At 64.4% G+C, this 19,172-nt stretch carries 16 protein-coding genes; all 16 read right to left on the bottom strand.

Going from position 1 to position 19,172, the window contains the following annotated elements; translation table 11 throughout:
• Positions 1 to 256: 256 nt before the first annotated feature.
• Positions 257 to 1,615 (bottom strand): ribosome biogenesis GTPase Der, encoded by a 1,359-nt coding sequence (der, locus tag H7007_RS01615; protein ID WP_287152743.1) that lies wholly within the window; start codon positions 1,613 to 1,615, stop codon positions 257 to 259.
• 680 nt (positions 1,616 to 2,295) lie between these two features.
• A complete protein-coding gene (locus tag H7007_RS01610; RefSeq protein ID WP_287152742.1) occupies positions 2,296 to 3,687 on the bottom strand; it encodes a DUF512 domain-containing protein in 1,392 nt (463 codons plus the stop codon).
• A 663-nt stretch (positions 3,688 to 4,350) separates the two neighbouring features.
• The gene (gene cmk / locus H7007_RS01605) at positions 4,351 to 5,043 is read right to left on the bottom strand and encodes a (d)CMP kinase (protein ID WP_287152741.1); all 693 of its coding nucleotides are present in this window, start codon (positions 5,041 to 5,043) and stop codon (positions 4,351 to 4,353) included.
• A 168-nt stretch (positions 5,044 to 5,211) separates the two neighbouring features.
• The gene (gene aroA / locus H7007_RS01600; protein WP_287152740.1) at positions 5,212 to 6,495 is read right to left on the bottom strand and encodes a 3-phosphoshikimate 1-carboxyvinyltransferase; all 1,284 of its coding nucleotides are present in this window, start codon (positions 6,493 to 6,495) and stop codon (positions 5,212 to 5,214) included.
• 102 nt (positions 6,496 to 6,597) lie between these two features.
• Positions 6,598 to 7,722: a prephenate dehydrogenase/arogenate dehydrogenase family protein gene (locus tag H7007_RS01595; protein WP_287152739.1), complete on the bottom strand. Its 1,125-nt coding sequence runs from the start codon at positions 7,720 to 7,722 to the stop codon at positions 6,598 to 6,600.
• Between the two features lie 216 nt (positions 7,723 to 7,938).
• On the bottom strand, positions 7,939 to 8,931 hold the full coding sequence (gene aroF / locus H7007_RS01590) for a 3-deoxy-7-phosphoheptulonate synthase (RefSeq protein WP_287152738.1): 993 nt from the start codon (positions 8,929 to 8,931) through the stop codon (positions 7,939 to 7,941).
• 318 nt (positions 8,932 to 9,249) lie between these two features.
• On the bottom strand, positions 9,250 to 9,612 hold the full coding sequence (aroH, locus tag H7007_RS01585) for a chorismate mutase (protein ID WP_287152737.1): 363 nt from the start codon (positions 9,610 to 9,612) through the stop codon (positions 9,250 to 9,252).
• Positions 9,613 to 9,691: 79 nt separating this feature from the next.
• Positions 9,692 to 11,353, bottom strand: coding sequence for a class I adenylate-forming enzyme family protein (locus H7007_RS01580; protein WP_287152736.1), 1,662 nt, complete (start codon positions 11,351 to 11,353; stop codon positions 9,692 to 9,694).
• Between the two features lie 325 nt (positions 11,354 to 11,678).
• On the bottom strand, positions 11,679 to 12,404 hold the full coding sequence (locus H7007_RS01575) for a pseudouridine synthase (protein WP_287152735.1): 726 nt from the start codon (positions 12,402 to 12,404) through the stop codon (positions 11,679 to 11,681).
• Positions 12,405 to 12,485: 81 nt separating this feature from the next.
• Positions 12,486 to 13,340: an SMC-Scp complex subunit ScpB gene (scpB, locus tag H7007_RS01570; RefSeq protein WP_287152734.1), complete on the bottom strand. Its 855-nt coding sequence runs from the start codon at positions 13,338 to 13,340 to the stop codon at positions 12,486 to 12,488.
• Positions 13,331 to 14,140 carry a segregation and condensation protein A gene (locus tag H7007_RS01565; protein ID WP_287152733.1) on the bottom strand — a complete coding sequence of 270 codons (810 nt, stop codon included), beginning with the start codon at positions 14,138 to 14,140 and terminating at the stop codon, positions 13,331 to 13,333. Before H7007_RS01565 ends, scpB begins: the two co-directional genes overlap by 10 nt.
• Before the next feature lie 10 nt (positions 14,141 to 14,150).
• Positions 14,151 to 14,288, bottom strand: coding sequence for a hypothetical protein (locus tag H7007_RS01560; RefSeq protein ID WP_287152732.1), 138 nt, complete (start codon positions 14,286 to 14,288; stop codon positions 14,151 to 14,153).
• Between the two features lie 10 nt (positions 14,289 to 14,298).
• On the bottom strand, positions 14,299 to 15,279 hold the full coding sequence (gene trpS, locus H7007_RS01555) for a tryptophan--tRNA ligase (RefSeq protein WP_303646028.1): 981 nt from the start codon (positions 15,277 to 15,279) through the stop codon (positions 14,299 to 14,301).
• Positions 15,280 to 15,624: 345 nt separating this feature from the next.
• Complete coding sequence (locus tag H7007_RS01550; RefSeq protein WP_287152731.1) at positions 15,625 to 16,167, bottom strand: hypothetical protein; 543 nt, start codon at positions 16,165 to 16,167, stop codon at positions 15,625 to 15,627.
• Between the two features lie 31 nt (positions 16,168 to 16,198).
• Positions 16,199 to 16,861 (bottom strand): site-2 protease family protein, encoded by a 663-nt coding sequence (locus H7007_RS01545; RefSeq protein WP_287152730.1) that lies wholly within the window; start codon positions 16,859 to 16,861, stop codon positions 16,199 to 16,201.
• 6 nt (positions 16,862 to 16,867) lie between these two features.
• Positions 16,868 to 19,172 (bottom strand): CBS domain-containing protein (locus tag H7007_RS01540; RefSeq protein ID WP_287152729.1); only part of this gene is annotated, 2,305 nt, incomplete at its 5' end.

Here is a 19,172-nt window from a genome sequence, read left to right as displayed (position 1 = left end):
CCTCCCGCATCAGCGGATCAACTTGGCATCTCCTCAAGAACACGGAATCCGACGAAAAATATAACACACTGGAACGGGCAACGTTTCCGCCGGCGATGATAGGCGGTCTCTCAACCTTTTTCAAACCCTAAAGCGCTTACCGAAACGACACAGCACCCCAAGAAAGGCCACTGATCCTTTGCTTTGCATGGTGTTGGCCGCCGTGCTCTCTTCCTGCGCCCGACAAACGACTCAGGGAGGGAGCGGAAGGCCTCCGTCAGGTTCCCTCGCGGGCGCGGTGGCGCGGCCGGAGGACGATGCGCAGGGGGGTTCCCTCCAGGTCAAAGGTCTCCCTAAGCTTGCGCTCCAGGAACCTCTCGTAGGCCGGGTCGGCCAGGTCCGGACGGTTGACGAAGAAAACGAACTGGGGAGGGGCGCTTCGGGCCTGGGTCACGTAATAGAACTGCAGCCTCTTCCCCTTTCTCGAAGGGGGAGGCGACTGGGAAAGGACGCGGTGCAGGAGGTCGTTGAGACGGGAGGTCTGTACGCGGGACTCCCAGTTGGCCCGCACACGGTCCACGGTGGGCATGAGCTTTCCCAGTCCCGCCCCAGTGAGGGCGCTCACCTTCAAAAAGGGGGCGTAGTCGATGAAGCGCAACTTCTCCCTCGCATCCTCCATGACCTCCATTGCCTTACCGCTTCCCTTGACCAGATCCCACTTGTTGAGGACCACGACGCAGGCCCGCCCGTCCTCCTTAATGCGGGCGGCTATCTTCTGGTCCTGATCGGTCACGCCCTCCGAAGCGTCCACCACCAGGAGGACCACCTGTGAGCGGTCTATGGCCCGCCACACGCGTACCAGGCTGTAAAACTCCACGCTCTCCTTGACCCTGGCGCGCCGACGCCATCCGGCGGTGTCGATGAAGCGGTACCTTTTTCCGTCGATTTCCAGGAGGGTGTCCACGGCATCCCTCGTGGTCCCCGGAAGGTCGCTGGTTATGGAACGCTCCTCGGCCAGCAAGGCATTGAAGAGGGTGGATTTTCCGACGTTCGGCCTGCCCACTATGGCCACCACCGTCTCGGAGCCCTCTTCCACGACCTCTTCCGGCAAAGTCTCGGGAAGGGCCTCCACTACGGCGTCCAGCAGGTCTCCCACGTTGCGGCCGTGCATGGCGGAAACCGGCCAGGGATCCCCCAGTCCCAGGGAGTACCACTCGACGACCTCCTTCTCCCGGCGGGCGTTGTCCACCTTGTTGGCCACCAGCATGACCGGCTTCCCGGTCTTCCTGAGCTCCTGGGCGACCTCCTGGTCCATGGGGGTCACGCCTTCCACGGCATCCACCAGCATGAGCACCAGATGCGCCTCGCGTACCGCGGCCATGGCCTGGTGCCCGATGGCCCGGGTGAGGTCCTCCTCGGCGGCGGGGTCCAATCCCCCCGTGTCCACGATGCGGAAATCCCTCCCTCGCCAAGAGGCTGTGAAGTAGTTACGGTCCCTGGTCACTCCGGGCACCCTCTCCACGATGGCCTCCCCTCTGGCCACGATGCGGTTAACCAGGGTGGACTTGCCCACGTTGGGCCTCCCCACCACGGCCACCAGGGGCAGAGGCGATACGACCTTCCTTCTCTCCTCCATCCGCGACTCCTCGACCTGACCGCCGCGTTGTCCAACTTCTTACATCTCGCCGACCCTTGAGGCAGAAACTCCTTTCAAGCCTCCCTTACCGCGCCTGCCGATGATCTATGATAAACCATGGGAGGGGAAGGTAAAATGAAATTCCGATCGCCCGGCGAGGCCTAAACCCCGTCATTTCGCCGCGGATCCGGCCGTTCGGGAAAGACAATCCCACAATTCGCTTGTCGCTTTTCCGCAGACGCCATGCACCCGCCCTCCGGCGGACACCGTCCCGTGGCAGCGCTCCCTGAGGCGTAACTCCCGAGATGTAGTCAAAGGATGTCGGCGCTTCGACGGAAGGGGCACAGGCGTTTCACCAGAAGGTACCGGAACCAAAGTTTAAAAAGGGAGTTGTGGCGCTCGGTGAAAGGTGTAGAAAACCTTTCAATGCCCCTTCCAGGCCACGCCGGAAGGAAATGGATGGCTCTCCCGTGGATTCCGCTTTTTCCGCGCGCCAGGATGGCTCAGGGCCTCCGTATGCGGGGAAGGACGTTTTGGACAGTCCATCCACCGGAGAAAAGAGCCATCCGCGTTCCGGCGCCAGGGAAACCACCGAGGCGACACAATTCCGGTAAGGGGCGGCTCGCCGAAGCCCGGTTGCGCCGTTGCCGGAAATTCCTCTTGCGCCGCATGACGGTTTGTCAGGCCCCGCAACCCTTCAAGGCATGAAGAAGAGAGTCTCCCCTTACCGGGATGGGGTGGAGGCGATAACCGGTCCGTGAGGATATATCCTCCAACGACAGGTCGTCGAGGAAGCGTCCCTCACGTAAAAGTGTCCCCGGAATGAGCAGGTCACGTGAGGAGGGTGCTGCGTCCCGCAACGTCCGCATCACGTCCCCACCTCCCAGCAGGGAGGTCACCGTAACCGTGCCTCCGAAAAGATCGTTTTGGGAGACCACCAATTCCACGCCCTCGATTCCCGCCTCGGAGAGGACCTTTCTCAAGACGTGTCGGCCGGCCTCCCCCGTGAGTATACCCAGGCCCTTCTTTTCTTCAGCCGCCGCCTTCCTTTCGAGCTTGGAATCCAGGGGTGCGGAGGGACGGGAAGAATCGCACCTACGCACATACGCGAAGGCCTCTTCCAGGAATTTCCTGACCAGCCCTACGCCGTTCTCCAATTGAGGGAATCCCTCGTAGTCCTCAGCCGGCGGAAAGTCCCGTCCTGCCAGGAGATAGAACTCGTCCGAGGCATGAAAGAGCCTCCTGCCCAGCATCCCAAGGGCCTTACCCTGGAATTCCTCCACCAGCTCCAGGACGGAGGACGCCGTACTTGCATCGTGAGGCCTTATACCGGGAGCCTTCTCCCCCGCCAGCCGGGTCAGGCCTACGGGGACCACTCCGAGCGAGGCGGCACGGTATATGCGCAGGACATCATCGAAGGTGCGACGTAGGGCGCGACCGTCGTTCCATCCCGGGCAGCACACCACCTGGAGGTGAACCTCCAAGCCGGCGTCCAAGAGCATCCTGAGCACCCTCAAGCCACGCTCCGCGCCTCTTCCCATAAGGCGAGACCTCAATTCGGGGTCGGTGGAATGCACCGACACGTAGAGTGGGGAGAGACGCAGGGAAAGGATGCGTTTCACTTCCGCTGAACCCAGGTTGTTCAGGGTGATGAAGTTTCCGTACCAGAAGGAGAGACGGTAATCGTCGTCCTTGACGTACAGCGACGGGCGCAGTCCCGGAGGCATCTGATCAACGAAACAGAAAAGGCAGCGGTTCCGGCAGGTGATGACCCCGTCGAAGACCGGTTCGTCGAAGACCAGGCCGAGGGGAAGCCCTTCTTGCTTGCGCACCCAGGCTTTAAGAACCCTGTCTCCGCGCTGCAGCCGCAGACGGACCGCCGACGCGTCTCCCCATCGCATGATGTCCAGGACGTCGCGCGGGCGCCTGCCGTTGACCTCCAGGAGCAGGTCCCCTTCCCTTACCGCTTCCCGGCAAGGGCTTTCCTCCCGCACCTCCACGATGCGCGGGGGGCTCCATCCCAACCCGATCCGGCGAATCTTTTCCTCGCTACGTTTCCGCTTCAGGCTCATAGAACTAATGATATACCCTCTTGGCACGGGGATAACGAAAGCCGATGATACCGTCTTTCCGGGAAGGATCACCAACGTTTTCGTCTTCAGAATATGTCATCAGCCTGAAGGTTTATAGGCGTATGCCTCCCGAGAGGGTGACGTGCTGACCCCAAATACGCCCTTATCGTTCTGGACCCTTCCTCGATGAGCCGTGGATTGCGGCTGTTCGGCCATCCGCGAGGTCCGATGCCCCATTTTTCAAAAGACCTCGAAAAGGTGTTGGTTTGAGGTGCTCAACAATCCCCAGACCTCGCGTCGGCGTCCCGTTCTTCAGGCGACGGCCTTTTCCCGCAGGAGACGCTCAAGAGCCAAATCCGGCGTTGTATTGCGCTGGAAGACGGGGGACGAGCCGAACTCCCTGCGTCATCGCGGCAAGACGAGGGCGCCGCACATATGGCGAGGGAGTGCGTATCGCGGAAGACCGTTGCACGTCGTGCGGCGCTGCCGAAGGAAGTCTTGAGAAGAGGGTGAAAATTTTGTTTTCGGGGACAAAGAACGTATTCATGAAAGACAGGAGAACACTCGGAGCTTGATCGTGAAGCGCGTTCCGGTATGCGGGCAAAAAGGGATTCACGCTCCCCAACTACGGCAAAGGGTGGTCATAAAATATCGAGATGCTCGTCACCTCCGTGTTTGCCCGCGCCCCTCTCTGACAGCGGACAGGATCTCGTTCACCACCTGAGAGACCCTCATCCCCGTGGTGTCGATGACCACCGCATCCGCGGCGCGCCGCAGGGGGTTGACCTCGCGGGTGGTGTCCATATGATCCCTCCTCACCATCTCCTGTTCCACTGCCCTCAGGGTCACCTGGTAGCCCTCCCGGCGCATCTCACGATACCGCCGACGCGCCCTCTCCTTGACCGAGGCGGTGATGAAGAACTTGAAATCTGCCTGGGGGAAGACCACCGTGCCCACGTCGCGGCCCTCGGCGACCAGCCCCCCCACCTGTGCCCAGGTTCTCTGTTTCTTGACCATCTCCCTGCGCACCTCGGGATGGCTGGAGACCTGAGAGACGTGGGCGGAGACCTCGCGGGAACGTATGGCCGAGGTGACGTCTTCTCCGTCCAGGAAGAAGCGATGGGCAGGCCGCATACCCCTTCGGTACTCCCCGCGCATCTCCGTCCTTCTGGCCATCTCCGCCAGGCCCGGCCCGTCGCTCAAGTCGATGCGCTCACGCATGGCCTTCAGGGTGAGAGCGCGATACATCGCCCCCGTGTCCAGGTAGAACAGGTTCAAGCGCCGGGCTACCGTACGGGCGACGGTGCTCTTTCCCGCACCCGCAGGCCCGTCTATAGCGATGATGGGACCATGCAACGGTTTTTCCTTCACCATAGCCACGAAATAATCATAGACGTAAATCCGGCAGGTTTGAAGGCGCAATATGTCGCTCGCCTGTAGCCCTCTTACGTTCTCTATTCCGTAGCCGCGTTCCCTTTTTCACTCGGTGGCGTAACCATCGTTCATGCAATGACCATGGCAGCTTTACCCAGTAAGGTAACGCAGCGTATCCAGGAAGCCGGGAAAGGAGATGTCCACGCATTCCCAGCCGGAAATCACCGTCTCCCCCTCGGCGCAGAGGGCGGCAACGGCCAGGGACATGGCGATGCGGTGGTCGCCATGGGAGTCGACGTTCGCCCCTCTGAGGTTCACTGGACCGTGGACCACGAATCCGTCCGGCAGCTCCTCAATGGAGGCGCCCATCTTGCGCAACTCCCCGCAAACGGCGGCGATGCGGTCGCTCTCCTTTACCCGCAGCTCGCCGGCCCCCCTGACTACCGTCTCCCCCCGGGCGCGGCATCCGAGGACGGCCAACAGGGGCACCTCGTCGATGAGAGCGGGGATCCGCCAGCCCTCCACCTCCACGCCCCTGAGGGAGGCGCTTCCCGCCTCCAGATCGCCGCGCGGTTCGTTGCACACCTCCCGGTAAGCGGATTCCAGGACCAGGGCCCCCATGGAGTTGAGAACGGAGAGGAAGCCTGCCCGCGTAGGATTGAGCCCCACATCCCTGACGGTGAGGCGGGAACCTGGGACCAGCGCCGCCGCCGCCAGGAGAAAGGAGGCGCTGGACAGGTCGCCGGGGATGTCGATCTCCGCCGGCTGGAGATCCGACCTCCGAATGACCAGGACATCCTCTCCCTCGAAAGAGAGATCCGCTCCCATGAGTAGGAGCATCCTCTCCGTGTGATCCCGTGAGGAACGACCCCCGAGGACTCGCGTTTCGCCCTCCGCCTGCAGGCCGGCCAAAAGCAGTGCCGACTTCACCTGGGCGCTGTCCATCTCCATGCGGTGCTCAATCCCCCGCAGCTCTCCCCCCCGGATGACCAGTGGCGGGCGTTCCCCCTCTCCCAGAGCCTCTATATCCGCGCCCATGAGCCTCAGGGGCCGCACGATGCGTCCCATGGGCCTGCGCCGCAGGGACTCGTCGCCGGTGAGCTCGCTACGAAAGGGCCTGCCGGACAGAGCGCCGGCCAGGAGCCGCATGGTGGTTGCCGAGTTTCCGGCGTCGAGGGTCTTCTCGGGAGCCCTCCATCCTTCCGGGCCCCGCCCCTTGACGACCAGCGTGTCTCCCTTCAGGTCGACTTCCACCCCCAGCTGGCGGAGGCAACGCAAGGTGCTCAAGCAGTCCCCGGAGCGGAGGAAGGGCTCGGCCACGGTGGTTCCCCTGGCCATGGCCCCCAGGATGGCCGCCCTGTGGGAGATGGATTTGTCCGGCGGTACCCTCAGCTCCCCACGCAGGGCACGACTGCCGCTTATGCTGATTACCATATTTTACCTCCATGCCGGATGATATCCTTCTCCGCCGCCCGAATCCAGCCCGCAACCCTTTCCGGTTTCGCCGAGGCTCCAGCTTTTCCGGGGACGCTCCCGCTACCTCTCCCCTATCGCCTTGCCCAACGTCACCCGGTATCCGCGGGCGCGCAGCGCCTCCGCCGCCCTCCGGGCGTTCTCCTCCCCGGTTATGGAGAGGCGCAGGATGCCCTGGCCGCTCTCCAGGGGGTGCACCAACTCCAGGTCGTCTATGTTGATGCCCATGTCCCCCACGGTAAGGGTGACCTCGCTGATCACGCCGGGCCGGTCCTCCACGGGAAGAGAAAGGAGATACATCTCGCCAAGGGATTCCTTCAGCGCGGGGGCCAGGTTGCGGCGTCCGGCGCTCGCCCTCTCCAGCCAGCCCAACAGCTCCTCCTCGCGGCCCTCCCGGAGGAGCTCTCGTATGTCCTGGAGGTTGGCGATCACCTCCGCCAGTGTCTCCCCTACCGCCGTCCGGTTCTCGGTCAGGATGTCCAGCCAGAGCCGTGGATCGGAGGCGGCGATGCGGGTCACGTCACGGAACCCGCCCGCGGCCAGCTTCAGCAAGGGGTATTCCTCCGCCCGGCGCAGGGCCAGGTTCATGAGGGCCATAGCCATGACGTGGGGCACGTGGCTGACCACGGAGACCGCGCGGTCGTGCAGCCGCGGGTCCATGGCAATCACCCTGGCCCCCAGCGAGGTCAAGAGGGCATGGAGCCTGGAATAGGCCTTGGCATCGCAATCCGAGGTGGGGGTGAGGACGTAGTAGGCCTCCCGGAAGAGGTCGGGGTCAGCGAACTCCACGCCCCTCTGTTCCGAGCCGGCCAGCGGGTGTCCGCCCACGAAGTGGCAGCCGGAAGGGAGGATCCCCGCCGCCGCTTTCACCACTCCTTCCTTGACCGAGCCCACGTCGCTCACCGTGGTCCCGGGACGCAGGGAGGGGGCTATCCTCTGCAGTACCTCGGGAATGGCCCTCACCGGTACGGCCACCAGCACCAGGTCGCATCGGAGGACCATCTCCTCCGGGCGTTCCACGGCCTCCTGCACCGCCCCCACCTCCAGCGCCCTCCTCAGCATGCGGGCATCGGCGTCGCTGCCCAGCACTGCGCCAACCGCGCCCGTGGCCCGGAGGGCCATCCCCAGCGAACCTCCGATGAGCCCCGTGCCCACTATGCCCACGCGCTCATAGATGATGCCGGCCATCGAATACCATATCCTTCCATATAAAGCTCTATCACACTCTCGCCATCAGGGCGTGCACTGCCTCGTCCGCTCCTCTCGCCCCTGGCCTGGCGGTACCGAACGTGTCTTATTAGAAGACGACGCGGAACCCCTCTGGCCGCTCTCGCCTTCACCCCCTGCCCAGGAATTCCGCCAGTCGCGTCACCTCCTCCATCATGGAGCGGAACCCCTCCGGGGTCAGGGACTGCGCGTCACCTCCTCCATCATGGAGCGGAACCCATCCGGAGTCAGGGACTGCGAGCCGTCACACAGGGCCTCGCGCGGCCTGGGGTGCATCTCCACCATGACCCCGTCCGCCCCCGCGGCCAGTGCCGCCAGGCAGAGGGGAGGCACCAGGTCCCTGATGCCTGTGGCGTGGCTGGGGTCCACGAAGACCGGGAGGTGGGAAAACCCCTTCACCGCGGGGATGGCCGATATGTCCAGTGTGTTCCTGGTCCCCGTCTCGAAGGTCTTGATGCCCCTCTCGCAGAGGATGACCTTGGAGTTCCCCTCCTTGAGGATGTACTCCGCGGCCATCAGCCACTCCTCCACCGTGGCGCTCATCCCCCGCTTGAGGAGCACTGGCTTGTCCTGCCTGCCCAGCTCCTTGAGCATGAGGAAGTTCTGCATGTTCCGCGCCCCTACCTGGAGGACGTCGGCGAAACGGTAGACCAGCTCCACGTCCCTCACGTCCAGCACCTCGGTGACCACGGGAAGGCCGGTCTCCTCGCGGGCCCGGGCCAGCAGGCGCAGCCCTTCCTCTCCCAGACCCTGGAAGCTGTAGGGGGAGGTTCGCGGTTTGAAGGCTCCGCCCCGGAAGAGCTTGGCTCCCGCCTCCCTGGCGATGCGCGCCGACTCCACCACCTGTTCCTCGCTCTCCACGGAACAAGGGCCGGCGATGACCGTGAAGGTCCCCCCGCCTATCTGCACCTCTCCCACCTTGATGACCGTGGGTTCCTCCTGGAACTCACGGCTGGCCAGCTTGTAGGGCTTGAGGATGGGTATGACCCTCTCCACCGATCTATAAGCCTGGAAGGGGACCTGCATGACCAGTTCGTCGTCGCCTATGACCCCGATGACCGTGCGGAACTCGCCCTTGGACACATGGGCTTCCAGGCCCTTCTCATGCAGGAGGTCGACGATCTCCTGAATCTCCTGTTCCGAGGCTCCGGAACGCATCACGATGACCATGCGGATCACTCCCCTCTTGCCATATAGCAGTCTCCCGCCGGGCGGCGTCGATGGCCGCCCAAACCCAGAGTTCCGGCAGATGATTCCCCGCCCCAACCTCGTGGAGCGTGGACCTTAAAGGGCTTCTCGGGGGGTCTTCATCCGCCCGGCGTGACGTCCTCGTGCGTTTATCCTCAATTATAGGGGCGGGGGGCCGTTACTGCACGGGCAACAACCTCGGTCACCTGACCGGTGTCCTCATGGGTTGCTTGGAACGGTCTTCGATCCCCCTTCTTGGACTCTTGAACCGGGCGTCGTCACCGTGATCCCAAGCTGCTCTCACTCCGGTAGGTCGGTCCTCAACTGCCGCGCCCCCTCCAGGTAGGGATGGCGGAGCTCGTGAGGATGCTTCCGGGTGTAGAAATGCATGAGAACCCTGATGCAGCGCGGCGTCCCGTCGACTATGGAAAGCTCCCTGGCGCACAGTAGGGGCACGTGGGTGAGGCCGATGTGGCGGGCCGCGGCGGCCGGAAACTCGGCGGTGAGGTCCTCCGTGGCGGTGAAGATGACGTCCACGATGTCCTCCGGGCGTATGTCGTTGCGCTTGATCATCTCCCGGAGTAGCTGCGCCGTCCTCTCCACGATCTCCTCTTTGGTGTTCTCCCGACAGAGGATGGCTCCCCTCAAGGCTCGCAGCTGCATGTCCTCCTCCTTTGGCCTCGGTCCACAAAGTCTAACATCTCTACATCGCCGCTCACATCCGGCTCTTCCCGGTCACGCGCTACTTGTGGCCGGACAACTCTTCCACCACGTGCAGTTCGCGTATCCTCTTGTAGCGCGCCAGGCGCCGGTTCGCGTAATCCAGCAACTCCCCCGGCTCCGCCGATTCTCCCGCCTTAAGCTGCACGTAGGCCACCGGCACTTCGCCGTAACGGGCGTCCCGCTTCCCCACCACCACGGCCCCGGCCACGGCATGGTGGCCGCGGAGCACCTCCTCGAGCTCTCGCGGGAACACGTTGAACCCCTTGCATATGAGCATGTCCTTCTTGCGGCCCACCAGGTAGAGGTATCCATCCCCGTCCATCCTCCCGAGATCGCCGGTATATAACCATCCGTCCCGGAAGACGCGCGCCGTCTCCTCCGGTTTCCTCCAGTAACCGGGCGTGACCTGAGGTCCCCTGACCAGTATCTCCCCCGTCTCCCCCTCCTTCACCGGAGTCCTTCCGTCCAGCGGGTCCACCAGGCGGATCTCCGTGTCCGGAAGGGGGAGCCCCACCGACCCCGGGCGCACGCGCTGGCGCGAGGGTGGGTTTGCGGTGCACCCCATGGTGCATTCCGTGAGCCCGTAACCCTCGCAGACCACGCCCGGGATGCGCCGCATCAGCCGGCGCAGGAGCTGCGGCTCCAGTGGCGCGGCGCCGGAGACCACCAGCCGGATGCCTTCCAAGTTCTTCCTGTTGAACCCGGGGCATTCCATGAGGGGGACGAAGAGCTGTGGAGGCCCCCCGAAACCCGTTGCGCCGTACTTCCCGATGTCCAGTAGGTACTGTTCGGGATCGAAGCGGGCGGAGACGATCATCGTCCACCCGTTCATGACCTGGATGTTGAAGAAGGCCACGATGCCCATCACGTGCGTCCAAGGGACGACGATGAGCGAGACCTCGGCTCCTCTCCGCATGACGTGGTCCTCCGGGCGGCCTCCGGGTGGCCGTCTAACCACCAACCTCCCTTTCCTCCAGGACACCTCCCCGCCCAGGAACCATTGAGCGAACTGGCAGCAATTGGAAACCACGTTGTAGTGGGTGGTCATGACCCCCAGTTCCCTTCCCGCCACTCCCCCGGTATAGACTATGTGCGCCAGGTCCTTCTTCACGTCGAAGGTGATGTCCGGGGGCTCCTCGGGATAGTAGGAGAGCAGCTCCGAGAAGTCCACGGCCTGCGGAGGAATGGCCGTCTGGCGCAGTGGTTTCACGGGCCTAGACACCCGCGGATAGCAATCCGCCAGGCTGGTAAGGATCACTCGGCGCACCGGGGTGCGGGGTAGTATCCGGCGGGGCATACGGAAGGTCATGTCCAGGCCCAGGTAGGTCTCCACCTCCGCATCCCGGAGCTGAAAGAGCAGCTCCCGCTCGGAGAGCAGGTGGTCGAGGGGCACGAACACCGCGCCGGCCTTCAGCAAGCCGTAATAGGCCACCGCGAACTGCGGGCAGTTGGGAAGGTGTATGCCCACCCGGTCTCCCTTGTGCACTCCCATGTCGGCCAGCGCGGCGGCGAAGCGGTCGGAGAGGAGGTCGAGCTCCCGGAAGGTCAACTCCATACCCCCGAACACCAGGGCGTTCCTGCCCGGCCACTGGGCCGCCGAGGAACGGAGCATCTGGAAGACGGGGATGCGCGGGTAATTCGGGCGGCGCTTCACGCCCTGGGGCCGATATCCTCCTTCCATCTTCCTCCTCCGCAAAGGAGATCCGCCGCTTATACGACTCTCGTAAAGACAGAACTGTGATCCCGTGGTTCTATTTTCCCCTCCGGTCACCGGCGGGGCAACCCGGCGACGGCGGAGAGGCCCTCTTCTTCTTGAGGTTCGCCTCAAGGCCGTCATCCCTTACGCCACCGACGTTGATCATCCCCATAGCTCCTCTGGCTTGATCCTTTCGCAAGGATGACGGAAAGCCGTCCTCATTATCAAGCTCGAAAGCGCTCCTCGAGACGATGGAACATCCATGGATAGCCCGCGACAGGCACCTCCCCCGGCCCGCGAGACGCCCCTTTCAGTCCAACTCCATGAGCTTCCTGACCTCCTCGGGGGTGAGAGGTCGGTACTCGCCCTCCTTCACCCCCCGGAGGTCCAGGGGGCCGAAACGGGTGCGCACCAGGTCTCGTACCTGGAGGCCGACCGCCGCGCACATGCGCCTGATCTGCCTTTTCCTGCCTTCATGGATGGTGAACTGGAGGAGGCACCGATTGCCTTTTTTTGCCAGCACGCGCACTTTGGCCGGGGCGGTGGTCCCATCCTCCAGGCGTATCCCCTTGCGCAGGCGGGACAGGCCCTGCGGGGTGAGGTAACCCTCCGCTTCCACCAGGTAAGTCTTCTCCACGCCACGGCTGGGATGGAGGAGTTTGTGGGCCAGGTAGCCGTCGTTGGTGATCAGGAGGAGCCCTCGCGTGTCCTTGTCCAGGCGGCCCACCGGGAATAGCCTTCCCTCCTCGCGGACCAGGTCCATGACCGTGGGGCGACCCCGGGTATCCCTGACCGTGGTGATGTAACCGGGGGGCTTGTTGAGGAGGAAGTACTTCTTCTCCACCCCGACACTGACGGGAATCCCGTCCACGGTCACCCGATCCCGCGCCGGGTCCACACGGTCCCCCAAGCGTGCCGTTCTCCCGTTGACCGCCACCCTCCCGTCTTTGATGAGCTCCTCGCAACGACGCCGCGAGCCCAGGCCGGCTTCAGCAAGGAACTTCTGCAAACGTACCAGCGTGGTCTCCTCGCCCAAAACCTTCCGGCCACCTCCTCACGGCCAGGGTCAAGAAAGCCTTAGCCTTCCTATCACGCGAATGTCCCGCTCATGCCGGGATCAAGATTCCTGAAATCCCTCCCCCTGTCCTTCGCCGTCCAACGGTTCCGGAAGGTCCTGCCCCTCTCCCGCTCTCTCCATGAAAGGAGCGTCGTTCTCCTGCCGTTCCCGGCCTGCGCCCGCCGGGATCCCCGGCGTCTCATCCGGCGAACCGAACGTCTCCCCTAGGGCCTCCTCCTCCCGCGACGGAAGGCCGTCATCCGACGCCGCGCCCTCTCCATTCTCCGCATCGGCGCGGCCGGACAGGGAACGGGCGATGCGCTCCACGGTCTCACGGTCGGGCTCGAACTCCTCGAGGGGAGGCAGTTCCTCCAGGCTGCGCAGGCCGAAGTGCTCCAGGAACTTCTCCGTGGTCACGTAGAGGGCCGGTCCGCCGGGAGCCTTTTCCTTGCCCGCCTCGGCCACCAGTCCCATCTCCACCAGGACCTTGACCACGTTCTCCGACTGTACGCCCCGGAGGTTGGCGATCTGCCCCCGGGTTATGGGCTGCAGATAGGCGATGATGGCCAAGGTCTCCACGGCGGCCCGGGTCAGTCGGGCGCGCTTCGAGGAGAGGAGCAACTTCTCCACGTAGGAAGCGTATGCGGGATGGGTGTGTAGCCTCCACCCTCCGCCCACCGCCCTCAGCTGGATGCCCCGGTTCTCGGCCTGGTACTCGGCGCTCAACTCCTGGAGTGCGGAAATCACCCTTACCTCGTCGCACCCCAGGGCCTCCGCCAGCCGGCGTGGCGTGACGGGTTCTCCGGAGACGAAGAGCATGGCCTCGAGGGCCCCCTTTATGGTCTCCATCTCCCGCAGCCGGTCCTCACCGGCCCCGGCCTTCCACATCCTTCCGCCTATAGGCCTCAATTCCATGCCTCTCCCCTTCCTCCGGACCCTTCGGCTCCTCCCTCGCTATCCAACACCCCGTTCCGGAACTCGAGATCCGTCGGACGGCCGGATTCCGGAGCGATGACCTCTATGTCCCCGAAACGCACCGCCTGGCGGATGTCAACCTCCTCGCGTTTATATAGCTCGAGGAGGGCGAGGAAGGTGGCGATGATCTCTATGCGCAGCGCGCACCCGGCGGTCAACTCCCGGAAGGTGGTCCGCCCCCTCTGGGCCAGCACGCGGCGCACCCGGTCCATGAAATCGGAGACGTTCACCCGGATGGGGGCGATGTAGGAGACGTCCACCTCCTCCTCCGCCTGGACCAGCTCGCGGGCCGCACGCACCAGCATCTCCAGGGTGAGGTGACGGAGTACGTCGGGGGCCAGATCCAGGAAGGGCTCCTCCAGGTCCACCTCCCGGTAGTAATACCTCTCCTCCCTCTCCAGGCGCGAGGCCAGCTCCGCCGCCGCATTGCGGAACTTCTGACACTGTACCAGCCTCCACAAAAGTTCCTCGCGCAGTTCCGCCGGCGAGACCTCCTCGGCCTCTCTCTCCGGGGCGGGAAGGAGGGAATCGGATTTTAGTTTTAGGAGGGTGGCGGCGATGAGCAGGAACTCGGTGGCCACCTCGAGGTCCAGGCGCTGCATGTCCTGGATGTAACGCAGGTACTCGTCGGTGATCTCGGCGATGGAGACCTGATAGATGTCGATCTCCTTGCGCCCGATGAGGTGGAGCAGGAGATCGAAGGGCCCTTCGAAAACCTCCAGCTTCACCAGATAGGGCACGGCAAGCTCCTCAGTCGATCCCCATACGCCTGCGTACCTCGGCCAGCACCTCCCTGGCGATGGGGCGGGCTTTCCGCAGGCCCCCTTCCAGAACCTCCCAGGCGATGCCGGGCCCTTCGAAAACCTCCAGCTTCACCAGATAGGGCACGGCAAGCTCCTCAGTCAATCCCCATACGCCGGCGTACCTCGGCCAGCACCTCCCTGGCGATGGGGCGGGCTTTCCGCAGGCCCCCTTCCAGAACCTCCCAGGCGACGCCGGGCCTGTTTTCCAGTTCCTTCCTCTTCTCCCGGAAAGGCTGCAGGGAATCGGATACGCGCTCCGCGAGGACCTCTTTGCACTCCACGCAGCCCCACCCCGCGGTCCGGCAGTTGCCGGCGATCTCCTCCAGCCTGTCCCCGGTGTACAGCTTGTGGAGTTCGAACACGCTGCACTTCTCCGGATCCCCCGGATCGCGGCGGGTGCGGCGGTCGGGATCGGTGATCATGGACATCACCTTGGCGCGGATCTCCTCCGGCGGGTCGGAGAGGGAGATCTGGTTCCCGTAACTCTTGCTCATCTTCCGTCCGTCGGTCCCCGGTATGCGTGGGGCGGTGGAGAGCAGGGACTGGGGCTCGGCGAAGGTCTCCCCGTAGAGGTAGTTGAACCTCCTCACTATCTCGCGGGTCAGTTCCAGGTGGGGCAACTGGTCCTCGCCCACGGGAACTCCCTCCGCGCGCACGATGAGGATGTCCGCCGCCTGGAGCACCGGATAGCCCAGGAACCCGTGGGTGGCGATCTCCCGCCCCTTGAGCTGCTCCTGCTGCTCCTTGAAGGAGGGCACCCTCTCCAGCCACCCCAAAGGGGTTATCATGGAAAGATAGAGCTGGAACTCCGCCACCTCGGGAAGGTCGGACTGGCGGTAGATGGCCGCTTTTTGCGGATCGATGCCCGCGGCCAGCCAGTCCAGGACCATCTCCTCGGTGAAGGCCCTCAGCCGTGAAGGGTCCTGGTAATCGGTGGTCAGGGCGTGCCAGTCGGCGATGAAGAAGAAGCACTCCGCCTCCTCCTGGAGCTCGATCATGCGCAGGAGGTTGCCGTGCAGGTGCCCCAGGTGCAACTTGCCGGTGGGGCGGTAACCGGTCAGGATTCTCGTCACCAAGCCTTCTCCTTCCTCCTCTATCCTCTTGTGCTCTCGCGCCGTCCGATGCCTTTCGAAACACCTCAGCCCTCTGGGTCCGGGCCGCGGCCGGCCTCCCTTCCCCGGGCCGAGCCCGTGATTCCGGTGCCCATCCTCTCATATATCGGGGTCGCGTCGCGAGACCCTTGGACAATATTCTATACTCCCGCCCCCCTCCCCTCGATGGAAACGCCATCGCGCTCGTCTCTGCTCCCCAAGGCGTCACCGCCCGTTCAAACTCGCCGCGATGGGACTTCGACGAACGGTGTGGGAAGGGATCGCGTCCCCCTCATGGGACCCGGCCGACCAAGGGAGTGAACGAGTGCTTCAGAGAGCGTCGTCCATTTCCCGCAGCCGGCGCGCCCTCTCATCCCGCGGCTCCCTCTGGTGATCCCGTACCAGTCGCACCAGCTCCACGTCGCTCCCGGCGCGTTCCAGCAGGGCCGCGGCCACCTCCCCGTGGTGGAGCTGCACGTAAATACCCCGTCGCCAGCCCGGTGTGAGGCTTCTCATGCGCTCCAGGACGTCCTGTCCGTGGGCCTCCCTCTCCACCCTCGCCGCCACACGGGAGAGCAGCCGGGGGGCAAAGACCTCCAGGAAGGTGTAGGCCCACCGCACCTTGAGGTCCAGCTCCTCGGTCAGCTTCCCGCAATCGTGGAGGAGAGCGGCGCGGTAGAGCAGGGGGTCATCGCGTAACCTGGAGGCCACGGCCAGGGAATGCGCCCGGTCATAGCGGTCCATGCCCGAAAAGAGGCGCTTCTCCTCTGGAGAGAGCACGGCGGCGGCCCGCTCCCCCCTCGCGCGGAGACGGGGATCGAGGGCCAGCAGGCTGACCAGGGCCTTGCCGGGCAGGTTGCGCCAGGTGTTCACCGATGCTCACCTTCCGCTTCTCGACAAGGATTCAGAAGACGCCCCACAGCCCGAAGGCGCGCAGGATGAGGTTGGCCAGCCCGCCAACGATGTCCGAGAGGACGAACCCGAAGAGCATGACCAGCACCAAGATGAGGAAGAACCCGTAGGGTTCCAGCGACTGGTAGGCGCGCCTGGCCTCCCCCCGCAGGAAGTAGCCCAGCACCCGCGAACCGTCCAGAGGGGGTATGGGTATGAGGTTGAAGACGAAGAGGAGGATGTTGATGTAGGCGATGAAGAGACAGGTATAGGCGGCGCGCTCCAGGAATCCCCCTCCCTGGAAGAGGGTCAGGAGGCGCAGTATCCCTATGAAGACCACCCCCAGAGAGAGGTTGGAGAGGGGCCCCGCTAGGGACACCCAGATTATCCCCCGCGGTTTGCGGAAGAGGAAGGGGTTTATGGGCACCGGCTTGGCGTACCCGATGATGAAGGTCCCGTGACCCAGGAGGCTCAAAAGGAAGAGCATGCCGGGAAGGATGAGGGTCCCGAAAGGGTCCACGTGGGCCATGGGGTCCAGGGTGAGGCGCCCGGCGCGCTTTGCCGTGGGGTCCCCCATACGGTAGGCCACGTACCCGTGCATGTACTCGTGGATGATGACCCCTATGATCAGGCCCACGAGCATGTATATGGTTACCTCCACCTGGGAGGGTCCCAAGCTCCATCACCTCCTGGAGGCCGCTTCCACCAGCTTCCGCGCCAGGGCCAGCTCCTCCTCCCGTCCGCGTACCTCCCCGTCCAGCAGTGCTCGCCTGATCTCTGCCAGAATATGGGAATAAACCCTGGAGGGGGGTAGTCCCATCTCCTTAAGGTCGCGGCCGCTCACGCTGGGTGCCATTTCTTTCCAGTTGGTCACGTAGGCAGCGATTCTCTCCCTGGCCGTGGGGCCGGCCAGAGCATAGAGATATGTTATGGCCTCCGGGCTAAGCGGGTCAAGCAGGGAGACGACCCGGCTGGGCGCGACCTTCTCTCCCGACAGTTCCTCCACCGCCCGAGGGACCTCCTCGAGACACTGGCGCACCGCTTCCGCGTCCTCACGGCGCATGCGCATCTGGTGACACCACTTGAGGCCCTCCCCGGGTGGAAGGTCGGCGAGCATGGCGGCGGCCACCGGTATCCACCGCCTCCCCTCCGTTCCCAGCATCTTCCAGGCCTTGTCCAGGTGGCGCTCCAGGAGCCGGAAGCGGCGGCGCATGGCCCGGCTCACCGTCAGGTCGGGATGCAGGGTGCGCAGGGCCCCCAGTTCCTCCAGCCTCTCCAGGGCCCTGAGGGGCAGGGGGAGGGGCTCGAGGAAGATGTCCTTAAGTTCGTCCCGGACCCTGGAGTTGGTCAGGCGGCCCACTATCTCCATCTCCACCGCCCGCCTGGCCAGCATCTCCGTCTGTCTCTCCATGCGGAAACCGTAGCGCTGCTCGAAACGCACGGCCCTGAATATGCGGGTGGGGTCCTCCACGAAGCTCAGGTTGTGGAGCACCCGCACCTGCCTTCTCTGCAGGTCGCGCAGCCCCCCGAAGTAGTCCAGCAGCTCGCCGAAGCGCTCCCCGTTGAGGGCCACGGCCATGGCATTGATGGTAAAGTCCCGGCGGTACAGGTCTTGCCTTATGGAGGAAACCTCCACGGTGGGCAGGGCCGCCGGGTGTTCGTAGAACTCGGTGCGCGCCGTGGCCACATCGATCCTCCTCCCGTTTGGTAAGATGACCACCGCGGTCCCGAACTTGCGGTGACTGCGCACCCTGGCATTGAGTTCTCTGGCCAGCAGGCGCGCGAACTCGATGCCATCCCCCTCCACCACAAGATCCAGGTCCAGGTTGGGAAAGCCCAGGATGAGGTCCCTCACCACTCCGCCCACCAGGTACACCTCCTGGCCCTCGCGCTCCGCCACCCTGGAGACCAGGCGAAGGAGGCTCTGGGCTTCACCCGGCAGTTGTCGCTGCATCATCTCTATGATCTCCGAGCGTGTGTAGGCGGGCGTCCCGCCCACCGGGGCCACCGCCCGCAGGTAATCCCTGCCGTGCAGGGCCCTTAGCAGGTCCTTGCGGGTCACGATTCCCACCAGCTCGTGCCCCCTCACCACCGGGACCCTCCCGATGGCGTTCTCGGTCATGAGCCTCTGGATCTCCTGCAGGGAGGCACCCTCATCCACGGCGATGAGCGAGCGGGACATGAAGCCCTTCACCGGGGCGTGGCCCAGGCCGTGATGTCCCGCCTTGTCCAGGTCCTTGCGGGAGATCATGCCCACAAGCCTGCCGCGGTCGTCGACCACGGGAAAGGCGGTATGTCCGGTAAGCTCCATGCGCCGCGAGGCCTCGGCTATGGTGGTGTTCTCGTGGATGGTCTTGACCGGGCCGCTCATTATCTCCCCCGCGGTGACCCGCGGAGGCACGTTCCTCTCCAGGAGCTCGAGGAGCTCCCGCTCCACCCTGTCCATGCTGTGCCCCTTGAGCACCGCCGAACCCGCCTTGGCGTGCCCGCCCCCTCCCAACGCCGAGAGGACACGATCCACGTCCAGCTGGTGCATGCGCGAAAGCCCGGCCACCACCACCCGCCCCTGCATCTCCACCAGGGCGAAGAGGACCTCCAGGTTCTCCACGTCGGCCAGCCTGGCCGCCACCGCCGAGGCGCCCTCCACGTAACTCTCCATGCGCGCTTTGGACACGGCCACCAGCACTCCCTGCACGCGGTGAAAACGGAGGCCGGCGAGGAGGCGGCGCATGAGTTCGTGCTGTTCCGGGGAGAGCTGCCTGCCCAGGAAATGCATGATCACCTCCAGGTTGGCGCCCCGGCGCATGAGGAAGGCAAGCGCCTCGGCGTCCTCGGGAGTGGTGCCGGCGTAGGTCAGCGAACCGGTGTCCTCGTGGATGCCCAGGGCGAAGAGGGTGGCCTCGAAGGGGCTAACGGGTATCTTCTGACGCTGGATTATCCTCACCAGCACGGTGGTGGTGGCTCCCAGATACTCGCTGTAATCGTGT

Origin of the sequence: Candidatus Solincola tengchongensis (assembly GCF_015711935.1) — a bacterium.
GTDB classification, from domain to species: domain Bacteria; phylum Actinomycetota; class Geothermincolia; order Geothermincolales; family RBG-13-55-18; genus Solincola_A; species Solincola_A tengchongensis.
This window is presented reverse-complemented; position numbering and strand designations above follow the sequence as displayed.

What these genes read in the sequence shown, in the direction of transcription:
- scpB (WP_287152734.1), bottom strand. Translation starts at nt 13,340, where the DNA reads ATGGAATTGAGGCCTATAGGCGGAAGGATGTGGAAGGCCGGGGCCGGT.
- aroH (WP_287152737.1), bottom strand. Translation starts at nt 9,612, where the DNA reads ATGCAGCTGCGAGCCTTGAGGGGAGCCATCCTCTGTCGGGAGAACACC.
- aroA (WP_287152740.1), bottom strand. Translation starts at nt 6,495, where the DNA reads ATGGTAATCAGCATAAGCGGCAGTCGTGCCCTGCGTGGGGAGCTGAGG.
- H7007_RS01610 (WP_287152742.1), bottom strand. Translation starts at nt 3,687, where the DNA reads ATGAGCCTGAAGCGGAAACGTAGCGAGGAAAAGATTCGCCGGATCGGG.
- H7007_RS01595 (WP_287152739.1), bottom strand. Translation starts at nt 7,722, where the DNA reads ATGGCCGGCATCATCTATGAGCGCGTGGGCATAGTGGGCACGGGGCTC.
- H7007_RS01580 (WP_287152736.1), bottom strand. Translation starts at nt 11,353, where the DNA reads ATGGAAGGAGGATATCGGCCCCAGGGCGTGAAGCGCCGCCCGAATTAC.
- der (WP_287152743.1), bottom strand. Translation starts at nt 1,615, where the DNA reads ATGGAGGAGAGAAGGAAGGTCGTATCGCCTCTGCCCCTGGTGGCCGTG.
- aroF (WP_287152738.1), bottom strand. Translation starts at nt 8,931, where the DNA reads ATGGTCATCGTGATGCGTTCCGGAGCCTCGGAACAGGAGATTCAGGAG.